We start from the raw sequence: 21,650 nt of genomic DNA, 5'->3' as shown, positions 1-21,650 counted from the left end.
CACAATCGAAATAAAGATTCAGAAAATCACTGCGCTTTTCGGCATTGACGAAAAGATTTATGCGACATCGATAATTTCGTTTGACTCGACCTCCCTCAAGACCACCCGACGCGGCACAATTGAATTCCTTGAACTCTCTGCTGTTGGACATCCCGTGTGCAGGTGGACAATCAAATCGTAAGTTGTCGATTGCCGAGATAGCAGAAGGGCCACAACCTCGCCTTTCGACACACGGATTGCGTGCCAACATCCCGGGCGCACGCATGTCCCCATGCCTACTGGAATTTCAAAGGCTCTGATTGACTCAATGTCAGGGCCACCAGATTCATTGCTGGCAGCAACGATCTGGATCAACGGCCCGGTCGGTGGCACGACCGCTTGCTGAGTCAACAAGCGTGTCTCGAGGGTGCGCACAATCGGGTCGTCGTCGCTGAAGTTGCCCCACACAATTTCGGTCTTGTTCGGAGCCCCCGTATCGAACAGGTGCTCCCGCCACATCGACAGCGTGGCGCCTTTGAAGAACGGCTTGTCGCCGGCAGTCGCCATTGCTTTACCCAACACCCAGCCAAACGGAGAAAAAGACTCGGGCGTAAGTTGCTTGACAGTGAGTAAAGGTGCTGCGCTCATTCGTGCTCGCTGAATTTCCAGGATGCCTCTTGCCGGTCTGCCAGATTCCAAAAGCGCCGTCGTGAATCTTTCGAGATTACGGGTAACTCAAGGAACCATCCATCACACGCTCTTCACCATAGAAGGCCGTATGCCATCCAATTAAATGTGCCTCTGCTGAAGCGCCAAATAGCTGTTTCCCTTCCGTTCGAACGTACGCGAGATCACTGAAATCGGAATGGTCACGCACGCATAAATCACTCCTGCCACAATCAGTGGATCGAGCTTGTAAGATTGCGCGGACTCCATCGCTAGCCCCCGCGCAATTGCGACGCTTTGCTGCTGCCCCCCGGGTAGTTGGATTGGATAGGCATCGAGTTTGTGAGCCATACCTACTTTTTCAAGCTTCGCGAGTGCCTTGACTTCCGCCTCTTTCTTCGGCAAGTGCAGGACGTGGGTCAACGCAAACGTCACGTTCCTCAATATGGTCATGTGCGTCCACAAGTTGAACTGCTGGAACACCATTGTTATGTTTCGTCGGAGTGCGCGAACGGTGCGAGCGTCGACCTGCCCTCGCCCGCCGCAGCGCTCAAAACAGATGGTCTCTCCATTTGCTCGAATTACTCCGGTGTCTGGTGTTTCGAGAAGGTTGATGCAACGAAGAAACCTGCTCTTTCCAGAACCACTGCTCCCGAGAATAGAGATCACTTCGTGCTTCCTGGCTGCGAGAGAGATCCCTTTCAGTACTTCGTTTTCGCCAAACGATTTATGAACGCCCTCGACAGCGAGAACGTCCCCAGTGGACTCCGTCGTCACGTTGCGTTGCGAAGCACTGTCGGCAGCGGGATGTCCGATCTGAACGGCTTCGCGACGTGAGCCAGGTTTCATGCCTCCACTCCTCGAGTTCATTTGGAATGGAGAGAGTTTCCGCCGGCAATAAAAGCGCAATACGGCGTTTGGTCACTACATCACGCAGATAGTCTGCATTTTTGTATTCGTCGCGCACAATTTGTGCGGACCGTTAACTGGCAGTGAATCGTCGGACGTTTGACTGCCCGGAGGTGTTGTACGCCGGGCAAAGAGCCGTAGGTCGCGCGGTCGAGCGTGCAGCGGCCAGTCGCCTCGACGGGAAGACGCTCTCAATGCCACGCGGCGTTGAAAAGCTGCGTAGCGAGAGGAACATCGCCGGAATTCGACATCACAATGAATTCAAGTGCGCTTTTTCAGCGAGGCACCGACGCTACCATGTTTACGTCGTTTGACGAGCTTATGAGGACACGTCGTGAAAGAGTTAGCAAGAAATGCACTGGCTTCGCTGAGCCGCGCGGACCTGTTGGAACACCGGTCCTACGTGAACGGTTCGTGGAAAGCCGGCCAGGAGAAGATAAGTGTCATCGATCCCGCAACCAGCGAGGTGATTGCCCAGGTGGACATGCTTTCCGCGCACGCCATTGATGCCGCGGTCGATGCCGCGCGAGCTGCGTTTGAAGGCTGGCGCGAACTTGTTCCGACCGCACGTGGCGCGATTCTTCGAAGGTGGGCTGCATTGCTGCGGAGCAACTCCGAAGACCTCTCCGTAATCATGACGTCGGAGCAAGGCAAGCCTATCAAGGAATCGCGCGGGGAGATCGAGTACGCCGCGAATTTTCTCGACTGGTTTGCAGCCGAAGGTGAACGTGCCTATGGTGAGACTATTCCGAGCCACCTGGCGGGTAGCCGGCTGACTGTCACCTGGCACCCAATCGGAGTGACGGCGGCGGTTACGCCTTGGAATTTTCCGATCGCGATGATTACGCGCAAGGCCGGCGCTGCGCTCGCAGCGGGTTGCCCGATGATCGTCAAGCCCGCGCCGGAAACGCCGCTGTGCGCGCTGGCCATCGCAAAACTGGCTGACGAAGCAGGTATGCCGACGGGTGTGTTTCAGGTCATCAACGGCGACGCGGCCGAGATGTCCAAACGTCTTCTTGAAGCTACGGAGGTTCGCTCCTTCAGCTTCACCGGTTCGACCACGGTGGGCCGAATCCTGTTGCGCCAGTCGGCGGAGACGGTCAAGAAGGTCTCTATGGAACTGGGCGGTCACGCACCTTTCATCGTATTTGATGACGCGTCTCTCGAGGTCGCGGTCGAGGGCTGTATTGACGCGAAGTTTGCGACGTCCGGTCAGGATTGTCTTGCTGCAAACAGAATCTACGTCCAGCGATCCATCTACGAGCAGTTTGTAGAGAAGTTTTCGACCGCTGTCAAAGAGCTGAAGGTGGGACATGGTCTGGATCCCAGCTCAGACATCGGCCCGATGACTCGTCCGTCTGTGTCTGCGAAATGTCGCGACCAGATTGGGCAGGCAGTAATCGCGGGAGCCCGCGTCGTTTCAGGTGGAGGCACCTCTCCGCTGGGGCACCAGTTCGTTCTTCCGACAGTTCTGGCTGACGTCGCAGATGACATGGATATTGCGAAGGAGGAGACGTTCGGTCCGGTCGCCGCAATCCTGCCGTTTGATACCGAAGCTGAAGTACTGCAACGCGCAAACAACTCCGAATACGGTCTCGCTGCATATGTCTACACGAGCAACCTGAATCGTGCGATGCGTATGTCTGATCGACTGGAGTACGGGATGGTGGCCGTCAATACGCCGAAGTTCACGGGTGCATCGATTCCGTTCGGGGGATGGAAGCAGTCGGGCCTTGGGCGGGAAGGATCGCGCTATGGCATGGGTGACTATATGGAGCAGAAGTACACCTGCTTCGGCAATTTGAAGGATTAAGGAGATAGACATGGATATCAAAAAGATTTCGGAAATGGATCGCAATTCGGTCCTCCATCCGTTCACGCAGCTTCACGACTTTGCTGCCGGGAAGGCCGGGGACCCCACGATCGTTGAAGGTGGCAAAGGCATTCGCATTCGCGACGCCGAAGGCCGCGAGTACATTGACGGGTTCGCCGGCCTCTACTGCGTCAATGTTGGCTACGGCCGCGACGAAGTCGCCGAGGCGATTGCGCGGCAAGCCTACAAGCTCGCCTATTACCACACGTACGCAGCACACACGACGGAGGAGCTTGCCAAACTGTCTGACCGCCTCGTCAAGATGGCGCCGGGCAAGATGAGCAAGGTGTTCTACGGCCTTTCCGGCTCCGACGCCAACGAAACGCAGGCGAAGCTCGTCTGGTACTACAACAATCTTCGCGGGCTGCCGAAGAGGAAGAAGATCATCGCGCGTGAACGCGGATACCACGGGTGCTCAGTTGTGTCCGGCTCGATGACGGGCATGAGCTTCTATCACGACTACATGGACCTGCCGGTCTCGGGCATTTTGCATACGGGCGTACCCCATTATTATTGGGGTGCAAATCCGGGTGAGACGGAGCTGGAGTTCTCGGCACGTCGTGCTCGCGAGCTGGAGGAACTCATTCTTCGTGAAGGCCCGGAAACTGTCGGTGCATTCATCGCTGAACCTGTCCTCGGCACGGGCGGCATCACGCCCCCACCGGAAGGCTACTGGGCAGCGATCCAACCGGTTCTGGCGAAATACGATGTCCTGCTGATTGCAGACGAAGTGATCACAGGCTTTGGTCGTACCGGCGCGATGTTTGGTTCGCAAAAGTACGGGATCGAGCCGGACCTCATCACCGTCGCGAAGGGGCTCACGTCGGCGTACGCGCCACTGTCGGCATGTATCGTGGGCGAAAAGGTCTATGAGGTGCTCGACGCAGGTGCACAGAAGGTCGGTGCCTTCTCGCATGGCTACACGTACTCTGGCCATCCGATTGGCGTTGCAGCTGCGAATGCAGTCCTCGACATCGTCGAGCGTGAGGACCTCCCCGGAAATGCCGCAAACGTCGGCGAATATTTCCAGACGGCACTGGAGGTTGCGTTCAGCGATTCGCCGATCGTCGGTGAGGTTCGTGGTGTTGGCCTCATGGCAGCGATTGAATTCGTTGCTGACCCGGCGACCAGGCAACGCTTTGACGCGCAACTGAAGGTTGGGGCACGAGTGTCGAAAGCCGCTCGAGACCGCGGGCTGATCGCTCGCGCGATGCCGCACGGCGACATCCTGGGTTTCGCTCCTCCGCTCACGATTACCAAGGCGGAGATCGACGACATCGTTGACATTGCTCGTCAGGCCGTCTCACAGGTTGCGAACGAACTGGCCAAAGAGCCGACGCATGCCTAAGTTTCTCTGACCGCTTTTAAGTCCGAGAGTTAGCTCCTTTACGTCGCGCGATGTTTAGGAGCTTTTTTTACTCCGCGAGATGTCCGTATCTGCTCGCACGCCACGTCACGCTCTCGTTGGGTTGGGCAAAAAGAAACCGAAATTGGAAGCATACGAAGCCATCGCCTGAGTCGAAGGAAGTTGCTAAATCAGCCCAAGCCAAGGTGGTCTCTCGGAAGGGCAATGTGATGCAGCAATGTCGTGTGATCGACGATGGCTGGGGCTGACAAACCACATCCAGAATGATTTCTAAACTTAGCCCGCTGGCGCGGAGTATTCAAACTCGAAGCGAACCGAATCGAGTTCGCGCGAACACAAATTTCACTTTATAAGTGCGATAGGAGGCATCTAATGAGACGCGAAGGCATAAGCAAATTTGGCCACTCAAAACCCGCCGCCGCAAATTTTTCGAACAATCAAGACTGGTTTAGCTCTCACGGAATCGGCTCGGTCAATCGCGGGGAGGCTCCCGGATGTTTTTTTGGATGCCCGGCGCATCGTTTACTTCGTGGTTAACGTTAGGGTTCCTTGTGGCCGTGCCGGCTTTGATGGTGCTCGACTGCCCCCGATGGCACCATGACGATTGCTTTGATCCCTGTACTCGCAATTGGTCTGACTTTCGGTTGGCGTGTCGCCAAGCGCCAAGCGCCAATCGACAAGCTCGACCAGCCTCCACGTAGAACTGAGCATTCAGGGACAAGATAAGCTGTGACCACGTCAATTGCGCGGTGCGCGCAAATTGGTGGGTGTCATCTCCAGGACGTTAAGTCATGCATTCTTCGCTTGACCAGGGCGGTCGCACTATTTCAGGCTGGTCAATATCTTCTTCCACATGACAGATGTTGCGTCCTACGGAGAGAGTGCAATTCCCGGAATCGTTCGATCCCGGGCTTTCTTGACTGCGCCCACGCAACGTTACCCAGCGGGTTGGCGACACTCAGTGGAATATCATCGGGATGGGCAAATATTCCAGACGAAAATATTGCGCAGCCACCAAGAGAATTTTTATAGATCGTCGATGCCCGCTTACCGCGCCATCCCAGCAGTCAAGCAAAAATAGACTTGCCTTTACCAGCGCCTTCCTTCCCGACGTCATTTAAATTGATGTGCCTAAAGGCATCGGCAAAGTAAAACCAGCTTTAACGCGGTCCATAACAACCATCGTCTTAAACGAATTTATGTCCGCATTCTCGTAGAAGAAACGCCTGGTAAATTGCTCGTAGTCTTCCATATTGTTTGCAGTAACCAGTAGAACAAAGTCTGCATCGCCGGTAACGTAGAAGCCGCTCATTACCTCGGTAGTATTGCAGATCGCCTGCTTGAAGCGGTCAACGATGTCCGCCCGCTCCCGCTCCAACGAGACGAGGACCGACATCGTCACGTTCCGGCCAATCGCCTTGGGTGAAACGATCGAAACGTCTCCTTCAATCACGCCCTCTGACCGCAACCGCTTCAGTCGCCGCTGGACTCCAGTTGCGGACAATCCGACCTTTTCTCCAAGCTCCTCGCTAGTCAGGCGATTATTACGTTGCACAAGGTCAAGAATGCGAGAGTCGATTTTGTCGAGATCCATGGTCATTTCGGTGCGGCTAGTAAACAATCGACAGAATAGCGGAAGTCCGCTTGGGCATCTAGCATGCGACACTGAATGCTCAATCTCGACGTCGCGCGGCAGAAATGGCGATAGGTGCAACCGTCTGCTGATTGGATAACCAACTCCTAGCCTCCGGGATCGGGACTCGTCGAACGCGAGTGCGACGTACTCCCGTCTCCTGCTGTTGTTGGCCTCATTCACGTTAAGAAGTTTGGAAGGCGCGGGAGGCCGTCCAACCAGGCCCCGTTTCACACCTCCGCAAGTTCGGTTGCGAATCTCCAGATCGGGGACGTACGTTACGACAAATCATATGGATGTCGTCCAGATTCTGCCCATCGCGCTTGATATACGCCGACGTGGTCGCGCGCATCGCGCAGTCGTCGTCGGTGCGTCCGCGACAGATAGCTTTGGCGATCTCAAGTTTGATGGGCTTCCACGTCGCGCGGCCTATCGTCTTTGCGCCAGCACGGCGGATGGGTTGTTCGGTAGAAATCCGGGGTGTACTCGAGGGTAGTCAGAACCAGGGTTCCCTGCATCTGGCGCGGCCCCGCGAAAGCCGGACATGAGGTAACACTAAAACTTAGAGGCACTTCCACCTGTGTTTAGGTCTGACTCCAATGTAGAACCTGTCGAGGATCCGATTGAGCCGGAACAGCGCCGCCGGCGCTCCGTTGAGGAGAAGCTCGCAATAGTGCGCGAGGCCTTCGAGCCTGGGGCGACTGTCTCTGGAACGGCCCGTCGCCATCAGGTCAATGCGAACAAGCAGCTCTTCCGCGCGTGACATTTACCTCAGTCGCTCGAGAAGCGGAGGCCGGCGACCGCGCTGGTCGCTGGACCGCTAATGCGAAGCCCCATACTACCCTACGCAGGAGCGAACACTACCGCTCCAACGTCACCGATGTGCGTAAAGCTCCGAACAAACCGGTACGTCTCTTCGCCAACTGTCATCCGGTTTACGCCGGCCTGCGTCAGCTCCAGTATCTCGTCGGCCACTGCCACCGCAATGGCCCCGTGACCAGTCAGTTCATCGTCTTCGCCCGTTACGATGCCGATGTAGACTGAACAGACTTCCGTATCGTGGCGCATCATGACGACGCACTTCCCCTCTTCAAGCGAGAGCTCAAGGTACCCGGCCAGCGCCAGCAATGACGCCGGCGTCTGCCCCTGCGGGCCATAAACCAAACCAGAACCGGTAGCCATCTTGACGTCCCCCATCAACGGTGTCTGTCCCGAACAGAAACTGGAACCAAGGCGACCTTGGTTCCGCTACAAGCGCCCACGTTCCAATTCGGAATATATAGGAATACGTCCGCCGAAAGGCAGGTTCGCAGACGTGCGCCGACAGAGTAACTGCTCCATACTCCGCGTTTCATCAGTTGGTCATCGTTGCGGAGCATGCCGAGCGTTGGACATACGCCCTGGAGAGGCGAACATAACTGGCTTTCAAGGGCAAGCTGCTGCAGCCCAACAAGCATACCGGGACTTTTCTCTGGCCTGACCAGCAAGATGCTCGAAGGCGGGGACAGGCTCATCAGACTGAATCTGGATACGGCGAAAACGACGTTTGCCGACTGGCCTCAACGCATGCAAGACGAGCTGACGCGCTGAGCTTCCGAGAGAGCGTACAGCGCGTATCGGGTGACGCCGAGCTTCCCCGACCTGACCACAGCAGACGCGGAAGACCTTTGGCACGGCGGCCGTCAGAGCGACAGCAATTCTGCCTTCATCCAGTCGTGAACGGCGCGACTTAATTCCTGTTGCGACGTGTCTTGGGAAGGGAATGCGGGACCGACGATTACCTCGATGTGTCCCGCCCCGTCAGGCCACCCCTTCGCTGGCCAGAATTTTCCGGCGTTGTGGACGACAGGGACGACCGGAGCACCGGTTGCGCACGCCAGACGAATACCGCCCGACGTCAGTCTCAACGGTGCACCGTGCGCCACCCGGGTGCCTTCCGGGAATATGACCACGACGTCACCCTTTGCCAGCCGCTGAGCGCACTCCTTTGTCACTGCGAGATGTGCCTGGCGGGGCGAGCCACGATTCAGGCTGACCATGTCGAGGCCACGCAGCACCCACCCGAAGAACGGAATACGCAGAAGGTCTTCCTTGAACACAAAGCTGATGCGTCGTGGAAACAGCGCGAGGAATGCCAGCGTTTCCCACGTGGATTCATGACGGCACAAGATTATTGACGGCCCTTCCGGGAGATGCTCGAGTCCTTCCACCGAACAGGTGATGCCGGGTAGCCAGCGCATCACAACAACCAGTGCACGACACCACTGCACCGCAAGCCAATAGCGTCCGGACCTCCCGACGAAGGGGTATAGCACCAATATCCCTATCGAGTACAACGTCCCGCTGCCGAGCAGGTAGACAATGAACACCGATTTGATGAAGGTGGAGCGCATGGTGAACCGAATAAAATGGATGAGGCAGCGGGAGGTTTTCGTCGCTACCAATAGAGACCGTGCGGTAGATGATATGTTCACGCGTTGGCATCGCTGCTGTGGCCTGGCGCAGCAGGAATCACCGAAGCGGCTTGACGCAATGATTAAGCGGCATCGATTCCGCAAATTCCTGGGCAGCCGGTCGTTGCTTCTCAACAACCTACGCTGGAAACGGAGGACACGCCCCCTTCTTCGAAATACATGCGGTCGAGCAACGGCGCTATGCCGAACATTGAGGCTTGCACCTGGCCTCTCGCTCCCCAAAATTGAACCTGTCCGCACTGGCCGACGACAATGACTTCGCGGGCGCCACCTTCCAGATAGCCTTTGACCCTCCGGTCGATGTCCTGCGTCCGGTCGCTATCGAGAAGCACCTCGACACAGAGGTCAGGCACGAACGGCACGGGGTCGTCGCGGTCGAAACCGTCCCACTTGTCGCACGGCATCCAGACAACGTCAGGGATCCTGATACCGAATGACGGGGTCGTAACGGCCACTGACATTGCGGCGAGATGACCAATCTGCTCAGTCACATGGCAGAAAATATCTGTGAGCACTATCTGGCGCCTTGCCGACGGGCGCGGGTTCATCACCAGTTCACCGTACTCGTCCAACTCGTACAACTGCCGCTGACCAGATTCCGCCTGTGTGGCCAGGCGACGCCATGCGGCAAGCAATCCGATGTGCTCCAGAAGAATCGGCACGTCCATGAGTTTCTCGCAGGGAAGGTACTTAAGCGTATACCCTCTAACCGAGATTTAACAATTATGTATGTGTGCGCCGCAGCATTGCCACGGCTTTCACGACCGATGCCGTCATTAGTCTGTTTTGTTCATGCGAGATTGCGGCGACCCGACCTGCGTTCGCTTTCGGACAGACGGTGAACCACGCTCATCCTTTCTCAGACGGGCAGGCCACGTCCCGATGAAGCCGGAATGTGGCCTTTGCTGTCAGTTACCTCCGCCCGGGCGTGGGTGTTGCCGTGCTGTTGCTATTTTCATGACCCTGTGCGGTAAAACTGTCCATCTCCTTGCGATGGCGGGACTCGACAGGCTAAGGTTGAAGTAGTTTCTCAAGTTCGTTGTGCATCGCGGCATCGAGGGAGCGATGAGAACCGTCTCGCGGACGTGCGCGATGCCGGCCCATGCACGTCCTGCATTGCGTGCCCGCATTCTGGAGACGGACATCATTAAATTCGCTGCATCGAAGATGCAAAATTGGCGGTGCTCTTCCTCGCATTCGACCCCGGTCAACCGGGCGTCATTGACGCCGCCGCGTCAGCGCAGGAAAGTAACCAGCACCTTTTAATCCGGGGCGCACTCACGAACGTTGACCGCGCAGGCATGGTTACTCCTTTCCAGAGTGGGCGCTCTCAATTGGGTAGGGTTCCTGCAGAACGGCGGAGCCAGTCTCCAGCAGGGACTTGAGGTTGGAGATGACCTTCGGCCAGCCGCCGGACACCGCCTCGATGAATTTCGAGGGTTCGCGCTCGATGGTGTGGGTGATGGAGAGCTTGACCGCCGTTCCACTGGGTTCCAGTTCCATCGTGCAGCACGACTCACCTTCAGCCTTGAGTTCGGGCTTGATCTGATGCTGCCAGCGGATCACCAGGCGCCGTGGCGGCTCGGCCTCGATGATCTCGCCGGCGTCGAAGATCTGACCGTCGCCGGACACCAGCTTCCACGAGGATCCCGCCGTCCACTGGCTTTCGCAGTGCATGCCGAACCAGTACTGCTTTATGAACTCCACGTCGGTCAGTGCTGACCACAGCTTTTCCGGCGTGGTGCGGATGTAGGTCACGTAGACAAAGGTCGATCTAGCCATTGCTTTTCTCCAGTCGTCGTTTCAGGTCGCCCAGCGCTTTGAGGCGCGGCTTTTCGAACTTGGATATCCAGCGCTCGTAGATCTCCTGCAGCGGCACCGGATTGAGGTAGTGCAGCTTCTCGCGGCCGCGCCACATGGTGACCACCAGGCTCGCCGCCTCCAGCACGCCCAGGTGCTGCGTCACGCCCTGTCGCGTCATGTCCAGGTGCTCGCACAAGTCGTTGAGGGTGCGGCCGTCGTGTGCGTGCAGCAAGTCCAGCAGCTTGCGCCGGCTGGGATCGGCGAGGGCTTTGAACAGCAAGTCAGTGTCGTCAAGACGTTCGGCCATAGACGGCTAGATGCAAGTAATCTGTTGCATGAACTATAGGCAAGCAATCCCTTGCATGTCAAGCACTGGTCAACGATCGCCAACGCGCACACCAATCGAATGCCACTTTGCTTGCCGTCGAATTCATGGCGTGCAATGCTCCGGGTGACTTCGTCCCAACCAAACCTGTGTATTTCAAGCTGCAAATGTATGACACGCCTCAACACTGATGGCTGTGGCTGAATGCGCGCCCTTGGCCAGGCACGGTAGCGTCCAGACCATTCGCTTCATCTGTTCGTCATCGAAGACGAACATGCTGGACGTTGGCATACGTCTTCAGGAGGCGAACATGACTGACTTTCAGGGGCAGGCTGCCGTAGCGCAACAGGCTAGTCTTGATTTCTACTTTGGGCTGGCCGGCAAATTGCTGGACGGCGGGGAAAAGCTCGTCAGACTGAATCTGGAGATGGCGAAAACGACGCTGGCCGATTGTTATCAAGGCGTGCAAGACCAGTTGACGAAAAAGGATGGACAAGACGTCCCTGGCTTGCAAAACGCGCTGGCGTTACCCTCGGTAGATAAGGTCCTGATGTACGAACGTCAGGTTGCCGAGATTGCGTCGACCATGCAGACGGAGCTGGCGGAGGTCGTCGATATCCGTTACCAACACATTAACCGTCAGGTTCAATGGTTCGTCGAGAATGTCGCGCAAAACGCCCCGGTTAGCTCCGAAGCGGCAATCGTATTTCTGAAACAGGTTATTACGCTCGCCAACGCCGCCCACGACAGCATGCACAAGGCTGCGAAGCAGACTGTCGATATCGCGCAAAGTAGTCTGAGCGTCGCAACGGAGCAAGCAACGGAAGTCGCATCGGAGGTGGCCGAGGCGGCTGACCAGGCAGTCGAGAAAGCGACGAAGGCGAAGGTAGCGAAGCAATAGTTTGAAGAAGCACTGACCCCACGTGGTCGCAGCGGACAAGATCAACCGTGGTGTGCGCTGCTCTTTCTCTCCGGTGCACGCGAGGTGCGGCAAAGCGGCTTCTGCTATTCGGAGCGGTTGACCAGCGTCGACAGAAATCGCCGTGCTACGATTTTGCCGGCCCGCCAGTCTTGACTGTTTCAACAGCCGAGACTGCAGCGAGGAGGCATTTGGACGGAGCCCACGCGAGGAGCAGCAGGCCAGCCCGCTAGAGCCCGCTCTTCTTCACGGCAGCGCCTGCGTCCAGGCACTTCTGTTTCAGTGCTTCGATTTTTTCATAGTCAGACTTCGGCATCGTGAAGCCGTCACGCACAATCTTTTCCCTCTTTGCGTTCTTCGGCTTCACCTCAGCAACTTGACCTGCGGCTATAGTGCCGCGACACGCTCCGGCGGTCCATGCGCAGGCGAATTTCCCGAAGTGATGCCGCATATGGCAATCGAAGTTGCCCGCGAAGCGCGCGACCATGCGCAGCCTCTCGATGCCGACTGTATCGTCGCCATCGGCGGCGGCTCGACGATCGACCCTGGCAAGACGATCACACTCGAAATCGGGAGCATCGAAGGTCGGTCGCTGTTCACGAGTCTTTCTCGAAACGGTCCGGCCGTATCCAGGGGATCTCATGCGGCGGTAACATTCAAAACCCTGGATAGCGCGTCGTGAGGTGTTGCCATGAATGTATCGGTTATTTCGGCCCTGGCCGCTCTGATTGGCGCTGCGATCGGCGGGCTGACATCGGTCCTTGCATCCTGGCTTACGCAACACTCAGGTCAGGGCGGAGTGGATCGCACAGGATCGACTGCGCCGCCAGGAACTGTACAGAGACTTCATCGAAGATGCCACGAAATGCTATGTGGATGCGCTGCAGCACGACCAGCCCGATCTTCACTCCCTTGTCGGCGTTTACGCGAAGATAAGCCGCATGCGCATCCAGTCTTCGTTCAGGGTCGCAGAAGAAGCCGACCGGATAGGCCGAACGATCGTCGATTCCTATCTTGCTCCCGACAAGTCGTTTGCGGAGTTGCGCAACATGTTGGCGGACGGCTCGATCGACATTTTTGGCAAATTCAGTGACGCCTGCCGGATCGAATTCGAATCGCTTCGCGCTCAACAATTCTGAATTGGCGAACACCCTGGCGACCATGCCGGTCAACGCGGCATCGATCCGACCGGCGAAGCGGCGCGATAACCGCCTCCCAGTGCTTTGCCACCGCAATTTCCTGGCGAACTCCTCGTCTTCTATACTGACGAACGAACCCATTCAGACGCCGGTCAGGTATGGCCTTCAGCCCCATCGCCCGCGCGGCGGCCGTGAGCGTCGCATTGGCGCTTCTCGCATCCTTTTCGCCTTTCGCCGATGCGGAATTGCTTCTCACGTTCGCCGACGGTCCGGTCACCGTGATTCGCGGTGCATCGCTGTATCGCGCGAGCGAGGGCACGCGGCTGCACAACGCCGACATCGTCGAAACCGACACGGGCAGGTCCGCACAAGTGGAAAGCGACGCCGGGACACTGATCGCGCTCGGACCGCAGACGCGCATCCTGCTGAACGAAACCGGCGCGCGGCCACGCGACGCCCCGACGGCGCTGCGTGTCTCGCTCCTCACCGGCTGGCTGAAGATGAGCCGCGCGGTGGTCGCGCCCGGGTCAACCGCCCTGGCGCTGTCGATAGAGATGCCGCAGGTCATCGCGAAGCCGGCCGACGGCGCGGCTGGCTCGCCGTGGTCGATCGTGGCGATGGCCGAGCAGCAGCGCATCGCAAGCTTTGCGGAAACCGGCGACGTGGTGCTGGCCGTTGCCAACGCCGGCGCGGGAAAGCCAGCCAGCGCCACACTGCGCACCGGACAATACGGCGAGCATTCGCCGGGCTCGCCGCTGCGCATCTTTGCGCGTCCCTCCGCAGAGTTCATCGCGCAGATGCCTCTTGCGTTTCGCGACTCACTCGTCGCAGTGTCTGGGCGCCTGCGCGGGTCGCGCGAGTTGCCTCCGCCTTCGCGTGCCGTCGACTACGCCGACGTCTCGGACTGGCTCGCGAGCGATCTGAGCGCGCGCGGCACTTTTCTCGCGCGCTTTCGCCCGCGATTGAAAACCGCGGAATTCAGGGCCCAGGTCGACGCCCATCTGGACGGGCTGCCCGAATGGCGACCGGTACTTCATCCGCCGCCACCACAGGCCCCTCGGCAGCAGTCCGATGCGGGCGTGCGCTATCGCGACAAGCCGACACCCCGCGACCGCGAGGATAAACATTGACGGGCGCATCACCTCAAGAGACCATGAAATCGCGTGGCCGCCCGTCCAGTGGAGCTTTCATGAACATGTCGTTGAGCGTGAAATTCAATCTGACGTTTCTCGCCATTTTCGCGGCGGGGTTTGCCGGCACGGGGATCATCGCCGAGCGGGTGCTTCAGGACAACGCCGTCCAGTCCACCGTGCGCGACGCGAGCATGATGATCGAGGCGGCAACGGCCGTGCACAACTACACGTCCGAGCAGGTGACGCCCCTGCTCGCGACGCAGATCAAATACGTCTTCGTGCCGCAATCCATCCCGGCCTATTCGGCGATCGAGAGCCTGCTCGCGATACAGAAAAAGATCCCCGGATTCTCGTACAAGCACGCGATGCTCAATCCGACCAATCCGCGCGACCGCGCGACCGACTGGGAAAACGACGTGATCCGCCGGCTGCACGATGACCCTCAGTTGACGGAAATAGTCGGCCAACGCGATACGCCGTCCGGCCGCAGCCTCTTTATCGCGCGGCCCACGCGCATCGATTCGGCCGCCTGCCTCGAATGCCATAGCACCCCCGCGGCGGCGCCTCCGACCGTGCTCGACAAGTACGGGCCGGCGAACGGCTTTGGCTGGCCGCTGCACGAGACCATCGGGGCGCAGGTCGTATCGGTGCCCATGTCGCTGCCGCTCGAACAGGCGCGCACCGTGTGGCGCACGTTCATGATGTCGCTCGCGGCCGTCTTCGCATGCGCGTTGATCGCGCTCAACGTCATGGTACATTTCCTTGTGACGAAACGGCTGGGTGCGTTGTCGCGCGCAGCCGACGACGCAAGCCTCGGCAAGCTCGATACCGCGCAATTCGCGGCGCACGGCGGCGACGAGATCGCGTCGCTTGCGATATCGTTCAACCGGATGAAGACCAGTCTCGTCGAAGCGCTGAAGATGCTCGGCGCCTGATGGCGCCAGCACACACATGCGCGTCGTCACGTGGCGAAAGTCAGCGGAGCGAAACAGGAAGACCGCAATGACGAACGAAGCCATGCCGTCGCGAATCGGCAAATACCGGATCGATCGGGTGCTGGGCACGGGGGCGATGGGTGTCGTGTATCTCGCGTTCGACCCGCATATCGAACGGCCCGTCGCCCTCAAGACGGTGCGCCGCGAACTGCTCGCAGCGCAGGGCGGCGTCGATGTCATGGAACGGTTTCGCAACGAGGCGCGCGCCGCCGGGAGGCTCGCGCATCCCAACATCGTGACGGTCCATGATTTCGGCGACGACGGCGGCACCGCCTATATCGTCATGGAGTATGTCGCCGGCACCGGGCTTGACGCGCTGCTCGCGGGCGGACAGACGCCGCCGCTCGCAACCGCTTTCGACTGGATGTCGCAGTTGCTCGCCGCGCTCGAATACGCGCATCAAGCAGGCATCGTGCACCGGGACATCAAGCCTGCCAACATGCTTGTCACCGCGCGCGGACTGCTGAAGGTGGCCGATTTCGGCGTGGCGCGCATCGGGGCGGCGACCACGTCGGTCGGCTCGCTCGTCGGCACGCCGAGCTTCATGTCGCCCGAACAGTTCACCGGCGAGCCCGTCGACTCGCGCGCGGACCTGTTCTCCGCCGGAATCGTGCTGTATCAGATGCTGACCGGGATTCATCCGTTCGTCGGCTCGCCTGCTGTTGTCATGCACAAGATCCTGAATGAAACGCCCGCGCGGCCGTCGAGTATCGTGCGTTCCCTCTCGCCGGAGGTGGACGCGATGGTGTTCAGGGCGCTCGCCAGACGTCCCGACGAACGCTTTGCGTCAGCGGCGCAGTGGCAGAGCGTGTTGCGGGCGGTATCGGCGGCCATGGCCGGCGCGGACAACGACGACGACCGGACGGTCGTGACCGACCGCGCCCTGCTCGCTGCTCAGCCGCGGCGCGACGCGGATCCGCCCGCACCCGCAGACGCGGGCCATGTGAGGGACTCGTTCGCGCACACACGAAGCGCGCCGCCCCTGGCTGCCGCGCCGGCGCGAACGTGGCCGCCCGAATTGCTCAAGCGCATCGAATTGCTGCTTGCAGCGGACATCGGGCCGCTCGCGAGCTTGCTGGTAACGCGGGCGGCCGCGCAAACGAGCGATCTTCGCGAGCTGACAGAACAATTACTGCCGCTCTTGCCGAACGAAACCGCACGGCGCGAATTCGAAACGACGCTGACGACGCTTGTTCACGGCTCGCCGGACGCCCGGTTTTCGACGGCGCTCGCGCCGGCTGGCGCGGAAGGTGTGGCGTCGAGCGCGTCTTCGGCCGCTTCGCTTCGGTCTGCAACCGGCGCGGCGGCATCGCAGGCACCCGACGCGCTCGATCAACCAACCATCGATGCGGCTGCGCGAAAGCTCGCCGTCTATCTCGGCCCGATTGCCACGGTGATCGCCGCTCGCGAGGCGAAGCGCGCCGCGAGCACGGAGGAGTTTTATCGCATGCTGGAAGCGAGCGTCGCCGACGCAGGTCAGCGCCAGCGCCTTCGGCGCGATCTCGGGTCCTCGGAATGAGCAGGACGAAACGACATTCCCGATGACGGAGCGGTGTTTTACTGGAGTCCTAAAGGAATATCAAAACTCTTCGCCCGCTATGGTGGGAAGGAGTTCGCAGTGTTTCTGCCGAATACCGATATAGCTGATGCTCTCGTGATTGCGGAGAGTATCCGTGACCTGGCAATGAACACTTGGGCAACCCGGCTGGCGTGGTCACTATAAGCGCGGTGGTTGACGCCCGGGTCCCGGTTCGGCACGAGAGCGAAAGGCACGACCTTGGCTTTTGAAGCGGCGCCATCCGTTGCATCTTTTACTCGACGCTCAGCGATTGTGACGCCTGGGCCCCGTCGCACATCGTCATTCATTTCGAAGAAACCTGAAAGGCAGTCGTCGGCCGCGTCATATGACTTACGCGGCACGGACATTTTTCCAACCCGTGTTGGACACACAGCAAGCCTAACTTTCTCTCCGTTGTAACGCACGGTAATACCAAGCAACGCCAGGTAAGCGACACGTCGTGCGCGCTGCCGGTCGGCGTCCCTGTGTCAATCCCGTCTGGAGAGATCCATGAAGCGTGTCGATAACGTCCCACGAAAACCCCTCTTGCAAGCCTTGCTGACGTGCAGCCTGGCCGCGCTCGCCGCTGGCGCGGCGCTTTACCCATCCATTTCCGCCAGTCAGCAGGCTGATGCAGCCTTCTTCCCGACGACCTCGCCGATCAAGCATGTCATCGTGATCGTGGGCGAAAACCGTACCTTCGATCATGTGTTCGGCGCCTATACGCCGCGACGTGGGCAAACGGTGTCGAATCTGCTCTCCAAAGGCATCATCACGGAGGACGGCAAACCGGGGCCTAATTTCGCGCTAGCCGCGCAGTACACGGCCGAGGCGATCAACCCCAACCGCTTCGAGCTGAGCCCTTCGGGCAAGAAGCCCTATCCCGTACTGCCGGCACCCAATACCGGCTTTGTGGCGACCGCCGCGAGCGACACCAGTCCCCCACCCTTCGCAACCCTTGCGGCGGCCACGGCCGCTGAAGGAGCGACAATCGAGCCACAGGACCTCGTGCATCTGACGACCGGCGCGTCGGGCTTGCCGCAACTGATGCCGGATACACGCTTCGGCGCGAACACCTTCAACCTGCCGAACGGCCCATACCAGATTTCGCGCGTGGGACCGAACTACGATCAGTACATGAATAGCCCGGTGCACCGCTTCTATCAGAACTGGCAGCAGTCGGACTGTAACGTCTCGCATGCGACAGACGATAATCCCAGCGGCTGCAAAATGGATCTGTTTGTGTGGGTCGAAACGTCGGTCGGCGCCAGCAAGAACGGCGCGCCGAAGCCCGCCAACTTCACTGACGAGACCACGGGAGAAGGATCGACGGCACTCGGCTACTACAACGTGAATACCGGCGACATGCCCTATTTCACCGAACTTGCACGTCAATATACGATCAGCGACAACTATCACCAACCGGTGATGGGCGGCACGGGTGCGAATAGCATCATGATCGGTACGGCTGACGCGCTCTACTACACCGACGGCAACGGTCATGCCACGACCCCGCCCGCCGATCAGATCGAAAATCCGCATCCGATGCCAGGCACCAACAACTGGTACACGCAGGACGGTTATTCGGGCGGAACCTACAGTAACTGCTCGGACCCGAAGCAGCCCGGTGTAGCCGCGATCCGCCATTACCTCGGCACGCTGCCCTATCACCCCGATCCGAACTGCGCGGCCAATACTTACTATCTGCTCAACAACTACAACCCGGGCTATAACGGCGACGGCAGCGTGAATACAAGCAGCGCCTTCACGATTCCGCCTTCGCCGGTGCGCACAATCGCGGATTCGCTGCTGGCGAAAAACGTGTCGTGGAAGTATTACGGCGAAGGCTGGAAGACCTTCGTCAGCAATCCATCCAAGAGCGTCTACTGCAATATCTGCAACCCGTTCCTCTACGAAACCGCGATCATGAAAAATCCGGCGCTCGTCGCTGCGCACTTGCAGGACACGACCGACCTCTATTCGGATATCACGGCCGGGACCTTGCCGGCTGTGTCATTCGTCAAACCGGGCGGTCTGCTGGACGGGCATCCGGAATCGTCGAAATTCGGGCTGTATGAGGCCTTCGTACACAAACTCGTCGCTGCGGTCCAGGCCAAACCGGCGCTGTGGGCGTCGACGGCGATCCTGATCACCACCGACGAAGGCGGCGGCTACTACGATTCGGGATACATCCAGCCGGTGGATTTCTTCGGCGACGGTCCGCGGATTCCGCTGATCGTGGTGTCGCCGTATTCGCGCGGCGGCCGCGTGGTGCATGAATATTCGGATCATGCGTCGATCGTCAAATTCATCGATCGGAACTGGTCGCTGTCTCCGATCACGCAGCGCAGTCGCGACAATCTGCCAAATCCGGTGCAGCTCTCAAGCAACCCGTACGTACCGGTCAACTCGCCGGCAATCAGTGACCTCTTCGACTCGTTCCGATTCGACCGAGGTCAGGATAATCATCACAACGGCAATGAACAGGCTAGTGACGGCGGCTTCGGCTGGTCGCCGTTCTGAACAGTTTTGAGCCAGGCGAGCAAGAGGTAACTCCGCGGCAGTGCGAGCGGCTCTGTCGCGGAAAAATGTCGGTCCACGTGTTAGCCACTTCAAGTTCGCTTCTGGCCGAGTCGAGCGTTGTCGAGTTCCCTCTCAGTCACGTCGCCTTCACGTCGCTCGCATGTGCGGCCCGGACGCTTGCTGCTTTTCAAGACTGCTCCATGACTGACAACGCAACGTCCTTTTGCGACTCGAGTACCTTCAATCGGCCGAGGAGCGCCTCGCGTATCGAGTGGTAAGCGGACTGGCCCAAGGCCAGGCGCAACGGCGGATTTGGGCTGTCAATCGCGACGATCATCGCGTCCACCGTCTTCCCGGCATCCCCGTAGCTGGCGAAGTTTCCCGACGCAATTGCGCGCCGAACCGCGCCGGCGGGTGTAGCGTCATAGCAACTCATCGGCGTTGCGTGATCAAGACCTACGCCGAAATTTGTCCGCGTCGGACCGGGTTCCACGATCAGAAAATCGATGCCGAAAGATGCGACCTCCTTTGCAACCGCTTCGACAAAGCCCTCGATACCCCATTTGGTCGCGTGATAAAGACTGAAATTCGGGTACGCAATTTGACCTCCTTCCGACGACACCTGGACAATGCGGCCACCGCCCTGATTCCGCAGCGGCGGAATGGCTGCACGAATCACCTGAATCGAGCCGGTCAGGTTGGTTGCGATCTGACGGTCGATCTGCACGTCAGTCAGTTCCTCGGCGGCACCGAACAATCCGTAAGCCGCGTTGCTGACAACGACATCGATTCGCCCCATGACGTCGAACGCCTGGGCGACAGTGGCCCTTACCACATTAGCGTTGGTCACGTCGCACTCCGCCACATGCAAACGATCGCGATACCGCGCCCGCAAATCGTCCAACGCCCCCTTTTTGCGTATTGTCGCCACGACACCGTCACCGCGCGCCAGTAGTCGTTCGGCGAGTTCGCGCCCAAGCCCGCTCGATGCACCGGTAATCAACCAGTTCCTTGCCATGCTTAGCTCCTGTTGAGTTCTCGCCATCCATACTAAAGCGGTATGATTGTGATGGGAACAGCCCTCAATCTGCATGACCAGGTGAGGAATTTTCACCAATGAACAAGCCAACTCTGGCCGACCTCCAGGCGTTCATGGAGGTCGCCGCAAGGCGTAGTTTCCGGCAGGCCGCCGACCAGTTGGGCGTGTCCCGCTCAGCTCTGAGCCACGCCATGCGGGGATTGGAAAACGACCTGGGCGTGCGTCTTCTGCATCGGACCACGCGCAGCGTGTCGTTGACGGACGCGGGCGAGCGTTTGTTGAAACGTCTTAGTCCGGTGCTGGGCGATCTCGATGAAGTGCTGGAGGACGTCGCGCGCATCGATGGACAGGTGAGCGGAACGCTCAGAATCAACGGCAGTGAAGGGGCAATCAGGTTACTGTTGCAGACAGTCGTGCCGCGCTTTCTTGCGCTCTATCCCGGGATGGAACTCGACCTCGTCGCCGACGGACGTCTTGTCGACATCGTCGAGGGCGGATTCGATGCGGGCGTCCGGCTTGGTGAGGCGTTGCACAAGGACATGGTTGCAGTCCGGTTCGGTGACGATATGCGCTTTCTGGTGGTCGCGTCGCCGGGCTACCTTCGCCAACAAGGACAGCCGGTCGCGCCAGAAGATCTTCTTCGGCACCGGTGCATCCGGCAGCGTCTGCCGAGCGGCAAACGGTATCGTTGGGAGTTCTCGCGTCACGGACAGGAATTCACGATCGACCCGCCCGGTGCGCTGACACTTGATAGCAATGCGTTGATGATCGAGGCTGCGATCGACGGGCTCGGGATCGCCTACGTACCCGAGATGTACGCACGAGCAGCGCTTGCCCGCAAGCGGCTGGTTACCGTGCTGGACGAGTGGTGTCCGCTCATCCCAGGTCTGTTCCTTTACTTTCCTGGCAATCGCCATATTCCCGCAGGGCTGCGGGCATTTATCGCCTTATTGAAGGAGTCGACAGGAGGCCCTCTCAGGCGAAGCTTACAACCGGACCACACTAATGAATCGTGACTTTTACCTCCACGTTCGGCAAAGCCGAACAGCTCATGGAAGTCGACCGCGTCGGTCCGCCGCGTTATGAAGCAACCGGCCGTTCGCGCAGCTGATTGGCGAATGGCCGTTCAGTTACCCTTAACGGCCGGCGTAACCATCCGGACGCGCGACAGGCGATTAAAGAAGATCGCCGACAAACCCGGATTGGGTGCCATGTTGGGAGATTAGCGGCCGGTTCAAAGCGTACAACCGTCGTCGCACTTCTTGCTGTGCATCGGACCCTTCATAGCGGACCTTCGCGCTACGGCCGAGCGCAGA

General features: G+C 59.1%; 19 protein-coding genes and 1 pseudogene. 10 read left to right on the top strand and 10 right to left on the bottom strand.

Annotation, left to right across the window (positions count from 1 at the left end):
- Positions 1-57: 57 nt before the first annotated feature.
- Together P3T23_RS36855 and P3T23_RS36850 are read right to left on the bottom strand one after the other, a co-directional pair.
- The gene (locus P3T23_RS36855; RefSeq protein ID WP_429320977.1) at positions 58-627 is read right to left on the bottom strand and encodes an ureidoglycolate lyase; all 570 of its coding nucleotides are present in this window, start codon (positions 625-627) and stop codon (positions 58-60) included.
- A 141-nt stretch (positions 628-768) separates the two neighbouring features.
- The gene (locus P3T23_RS36850; protein WP_429320976.1) at positions 769-1,494 is read right to left on the bottom strand and encodes an ATP-binding cassette domain-containing protein; all 726 of its coding nucleotides are present in this window, start codon (positions 1,492-1,494) and stop codon (positions 769-771) included.
- Positions 1,495-1,888: 394 nt separating this feature from the next.
- Between P3T23_RS36850 and P3T23_RS36845 the strand changes: the two genes are divergently transcribed.
- Complete coding sequence (locus P3T23_RS36845; protein ID WP_429320975.1) at positions 1,889-3,367, top strand: NAD-dependent succinate-semialdehyde dehydrogenase; 1,479 nt, start codon at positions 1,889-1,891, stop codon at positions 3,365-3,367.
- 10 nt (positions 3,368-3,377) lie between these two features.
- Positions 3,378-4,775, top strand: a complete 1,398-nt coding sequence (locus P3T23_RS36840) for an aspartate aminotransferase family protein (protein WP_429320974.1) — start codon at positions 3,378-3,380, stop codon at positions 4,773-4,775.
- Positions 4,776-5,910: 1,135 nt separating this feature from the next.
- On the opposite strand, the gene P3T23_RS36835 is transcribed toward P3T23_RS36840, so the two are convergent.
- The gene (locus P3T23_RS36835) at positions 5,911-6,387 is read right to left on the bottom strand and encodes an Lrp/AsnC family transcriptional regulator (protein WP_429320973.1); all 477 of its coding nucleotides are present in this window, start codon (positions 6,385-6,387) and stop codon (positions 5,911-5,913) included.
- 619 nt (positions 6,388-7,006) lie between these two features.
- Between P3T23_RS36835 and P3T23_RS36830 the strand changes: the two are divergent.
- Positions 7,007-7,171: pseudogene (locus tag P3T23_RS36830) on the top strand (transposase); the annotation flags it as partial.
- Positions 7,172-7,269: 98 nt separating this feature from the next.
- Here P3T23_RS36830 and P3T23_RS36825 read toward each other — a convergent pair.
- From P3T23_RS36825 to P3T23_RS36805, 5 genes are all read right to left on the bottom strand, one after another.
- Positions 7,270-7,608: a hypothetical protein gene (locus P3T23_RS36825; RefSeq protein ID WP_429320972.1), complete on the bottom strand. Its 339-nt coding sequence runs from the start codon at positions 7,606-7,608 to the stop codon at positions 7,270-7,272.
- Positions 7,609-8,108: 500 nt separating this feature from the next.
- Positions 8,109-8,819 (bottom strand): lysophospholipid acyltransferase family protein, encoded by a 711-nt coding sequence (locus P3T23_RS36820; protein ID WP_429320971.1) that lies wholly within the window; start codon positions 8,817-8,819, stop codon positions 8,109-8,111.
- A 191-nt stretch (positions 8,820-9,010) separates the two neighbouring features.
- Positions 9,011-9,568: a Uma2 family endonuclease gene (locus P3T23_RS36815; protein WP_429320970.1), complete on the bottom strand. Its 558-nt coding sequence runs from the start codon at positions 9,566-9,568 to the stop codon at positions 9,011-9,013.
- Between the two features lie 637 nt (positions 9,569-10,205).
- Positions 10,206-10,682, bottom strand: coding sequence for an SRPBCC family protein (locus tag P3T23_RS36810; protein ID WP_429320969.1), 477 nt, complete (start codon positions 10,680-10,682; stop codon positions 10,206-10,208).
- Positions 10,675-11,010, bottom strand: a complete 336-nt coding sequence (locus P3T23_RS36805; protein ID WP_429320968.1) for an ArsR/SmtB family transcription factor — start codon at positions 11,008-11,010, stop codon at positions 10,675-10,677. The genes P3T23_RS36810 and P3T23_RS36805 overlap by 8 nt, the downstream gene beginning before the upstream one ends.
- A gap of 328 nt (positions 11,011-11,338) precedes the next feature.
- Here P3T23_RS36805 and P3T23_RS36800 point away from each other — a divergent pair, with 328 nt between their 5' ends.
- Entirely contained in the window at positions 11,339-11,929 is a 591-nt protein-coding gene (locus tag P3T23_RS36800; RefSeq protein ID WP_429320967.1) for a phasin family protein, read from the top strand.
- Positions 11,930-12,389: 460 nt separating this feature from the next.
- A complete protein-coding gene (locus P3T23_RS36795) occupies positions 12,390-12,629 on the top strand; it encodes an iron-containing alcohol dehydrogenase (protein WP_429320988.1) in 240 nt (79 codons plus the stop codon).
- 91 nt (positions 12,630-12,720) lie between these two features.
- Here the strand turns inward: P3T23_RS36795 and P3T23_RS36790 are convergent, their stop codons facing one another.
- Positions 12,721-13,227, bottom strand: a complete 507-nt coding sequence (locus P3T23_RS36790) for a hypothetical protein (protein WP_429320966.1) — start codon at positions 13,225-13,227, stop codon at positions 12,721-12,723.
- Between the two features lie 17 nt (positions 13,228-13,244).
- On the opposite strand from P3T23_RS36790, the gene P3T23_RS36785 reads away from it, so the two are divergent.
- The 4 genes from P3T23_RS36785 to P3T23_RS36770 all read left to right on the top strand — a co-directional run bounded on the left by P3T23_RS36785 (position 13,245) and on the right by P3T23_RS36770 (position 19,295).
- Positions 13,245-14,216: a hypothetical protein gene (locus P3T23_RS36785; protein ID WP_429320965.1), complete on the top strand. Its 972-nt coding sequence runs from the start codon at positions 13,245-13,247 to the stop codon at positions 14,214-14,216.
- A gap of 59 nt (positions 14,217-14,275) precedes the next feature.
- On the top strand, positions 14,276-15,154 hold the full coding sequence (locus tag P3T23_RS36780) for a c-type heme family protein (RefSeq protein ID WP_429320964.1): 879 nt from the start codon (positions 14,276-14,278) through the stop codon (positions 15,152-15,154).
- Positions 15,155-15,221: 67 nt separating this feature from the next.
- On the top strand, positions 15,222-16,733 hold the full coding sequence (locus P3T23_RS36775; protein WP_429320963.1) for a serine/threonine-protein kinase: 1,512 nt from the start codon (positions 15,222-15,224) through the stop codon (positions 16,731-16,733).
- Positions 16,734-17,282: 549 nt separating this feature from the next.
- Positions 17,283-19,295 carry an alkaline phosphatase family protein gene (locus P3T23_RS36770; RefSeq protein WP_429320962.1) on the top strand — a complete coding sequence of 671 codons (2,013 nt, stop codon included), beginning with the start codon at positions 17,283-17,285 and terminating at the stop codon, positions 19,293-19,295.
- A gap of 187 nt (positions 19,296-19,482) precedes the next feature.
- Here the strand turns inward: P3T23_RS36770 and P3T23_RS36765 are convergent, their stop codons facing one another.
- The gene (locus P3T23_RS36765; protein ID WP_429320961.1) at positions 19,483-20,313 is read right to left on the bottom strand and encodes an SDR family oxidoreductase; all 831 of its coding nucleotides are present in this window, start codon (positions 20,311-20,313) and stop codon (positions 19,483-19,485) included.
- 98 nt (positions 20,314-20,411) lie between these two features.
- Between P3T23_RS36765 and P3T23_RS36760 the strand changes: the two genes are divergently transcribed.
- The gene (locus P3T23_RS36760) at positions 20,412-21,350 is read left to right on the top strand and encodes a LysR family transcriptional regulator (protein ID WP_429320960.1); all 939 of its coding nucleotides are present in this window, start codon (positions 20,412-20,414) and stop codon (positions 21,348-21,350) included.
- Positions 21,351-21,650 lie beyond the last annotated feature (300 nt).

The sequence above is a fragment of the Paraburkholderia sp. GAS448 genome (assembly GCF_050435685.1).
In the GTDB taxonomy this organism is placed as follows: domain Bacteria; phylum Pseudomonadota; class Gammaproteobacteria; order Burkholderiales; family Burkholderiaceae; genus Paraburkholderia.
Note: the sequence above shows the minus strand (reverse complement) of the source record. Positions and strands in the feature narration are given on the sequence as shown.

Coding starts and splice junctions, on each gene's coding strand:
- P3T23_RS36790 (WP_429320966.1), bottom strand. CDS start 13,227: ATGGGTTCGTTCGTCAGTATAGAAGACGAGGAGTTCGCCAGGAAATTG.
- P3T23_RS36765 (WP_429320961.1), bottom strand. CDS start 20,313: ATGGCAAGGAACTGGTTGATTACCGGTGCATCGAGCGGGCTTGGGCGC.
- P3T23_RS36840 (WP_429320974.1), top strand. CDS start 3,378: ATGGATATCAAAAAGATTTCGGAAATGGATCGCAATTCGGTCCTCCAT.
- P3T23_RS36815 (WP_429320970.1), bottom strand. CDS start 9,568: ATGGACGTGCCGATTCTTCTGGAGCACATCGGATTGCTTGCCGCATGG.
- P3T23_RS36760 (WP_429320960.1), top strand. CDS start 20,412: ATGAACAAGCCAACTCTGGCCGACCTCCAGGCGTTCATGGAGGTCGCC.
- P3T23_RS36770 (WP_429320962.1), top strand. CDS start 17,283: ATGAAGCGTGTCGATAACGTCCCACGAAAACCCCTCTTGCAAGCCTTG.
- P3T23_RS36825 (WP_429320972.1), bottom strand. CDS start 7,608: ATGGCTACCGGTTCTGGTTTGGTTTATGGCCCGCAGGGGCAGACGCCG.
- P3T23_RS36795 (WP_429320988.1), top strand. CDS start 12,390: ATGCCGCATATGGCAATCGAAGTTGCCCGCGAAGCGCGCGACCATGCG.
- P3T23_RS36855 (WP_429320977.1), bottom strand. CDS start 627: ATGAGCGCAGCACCTTTACTCACTGTCAAGCAACTTACGCCCGAGTCT.
- P3T23_RS36805 (WP_429320968.1), bottom strand. CDS start 11,010: ATGGCCGAACGTCTTGACGACACTGACTTGCTGTTCAAAGCCCTCGCC.
- P3T23_RS36780 (WP_429320964.1), top strand. CDS start 14,276: ATGAACATGTCGTTGAGCGTGAAATTCAATCTGACGTTTCTCGCCATT.
- P3T23_RS36775 (WP_429320963.1), top strand. CDS start 15,222: ATGACGAACGAAGCCATGCCGTCGCGAATCGGCAAATACCGGATCGAT.
- P3T23_RS36850 (WP_429320976.1), bottom strand. CDS start 1,494: ATGAAACCTGGCTCACGTCGCGAAGCCGTTCAGATCGGACATCCCGCT.
- P3T23_RS36785 (WP_429320965.1), top strand. CDS start 13,245: ATGGCCTTCAGCCCCATCGCCCGCGCGGCGGCCGTGAGCGTCGCATTG.
- P3T23_RS36810 (WP_429320969.1), bottom strand. CDS start 10,682: ATGGCTAGATCGACCTTTGTCTACGTGACCTACATCCGCACCACGCCG.
- P3T23_RS36820 (WP_429320971.1), bottom strand. CDS start 8,819: ATGCGCTCCACCTTCATCAAATCGGTGTTCATTGTCTACCTGCTCGGC.
- P3T23_RS36835 (WP_429320973.1), bottom strand. CDS start 6,387: ATGGATCTCGACAAAATCGACTCTCGCATTCTTGACCTTGTGCAACGT.
- P3T23_RS36800 (WP_429320967.1), top strand. CDS start 11,339: ATGACTGACTTTCAGGGGCAGGCTGCCGTAGCGCAACAGGCTAGTCTT.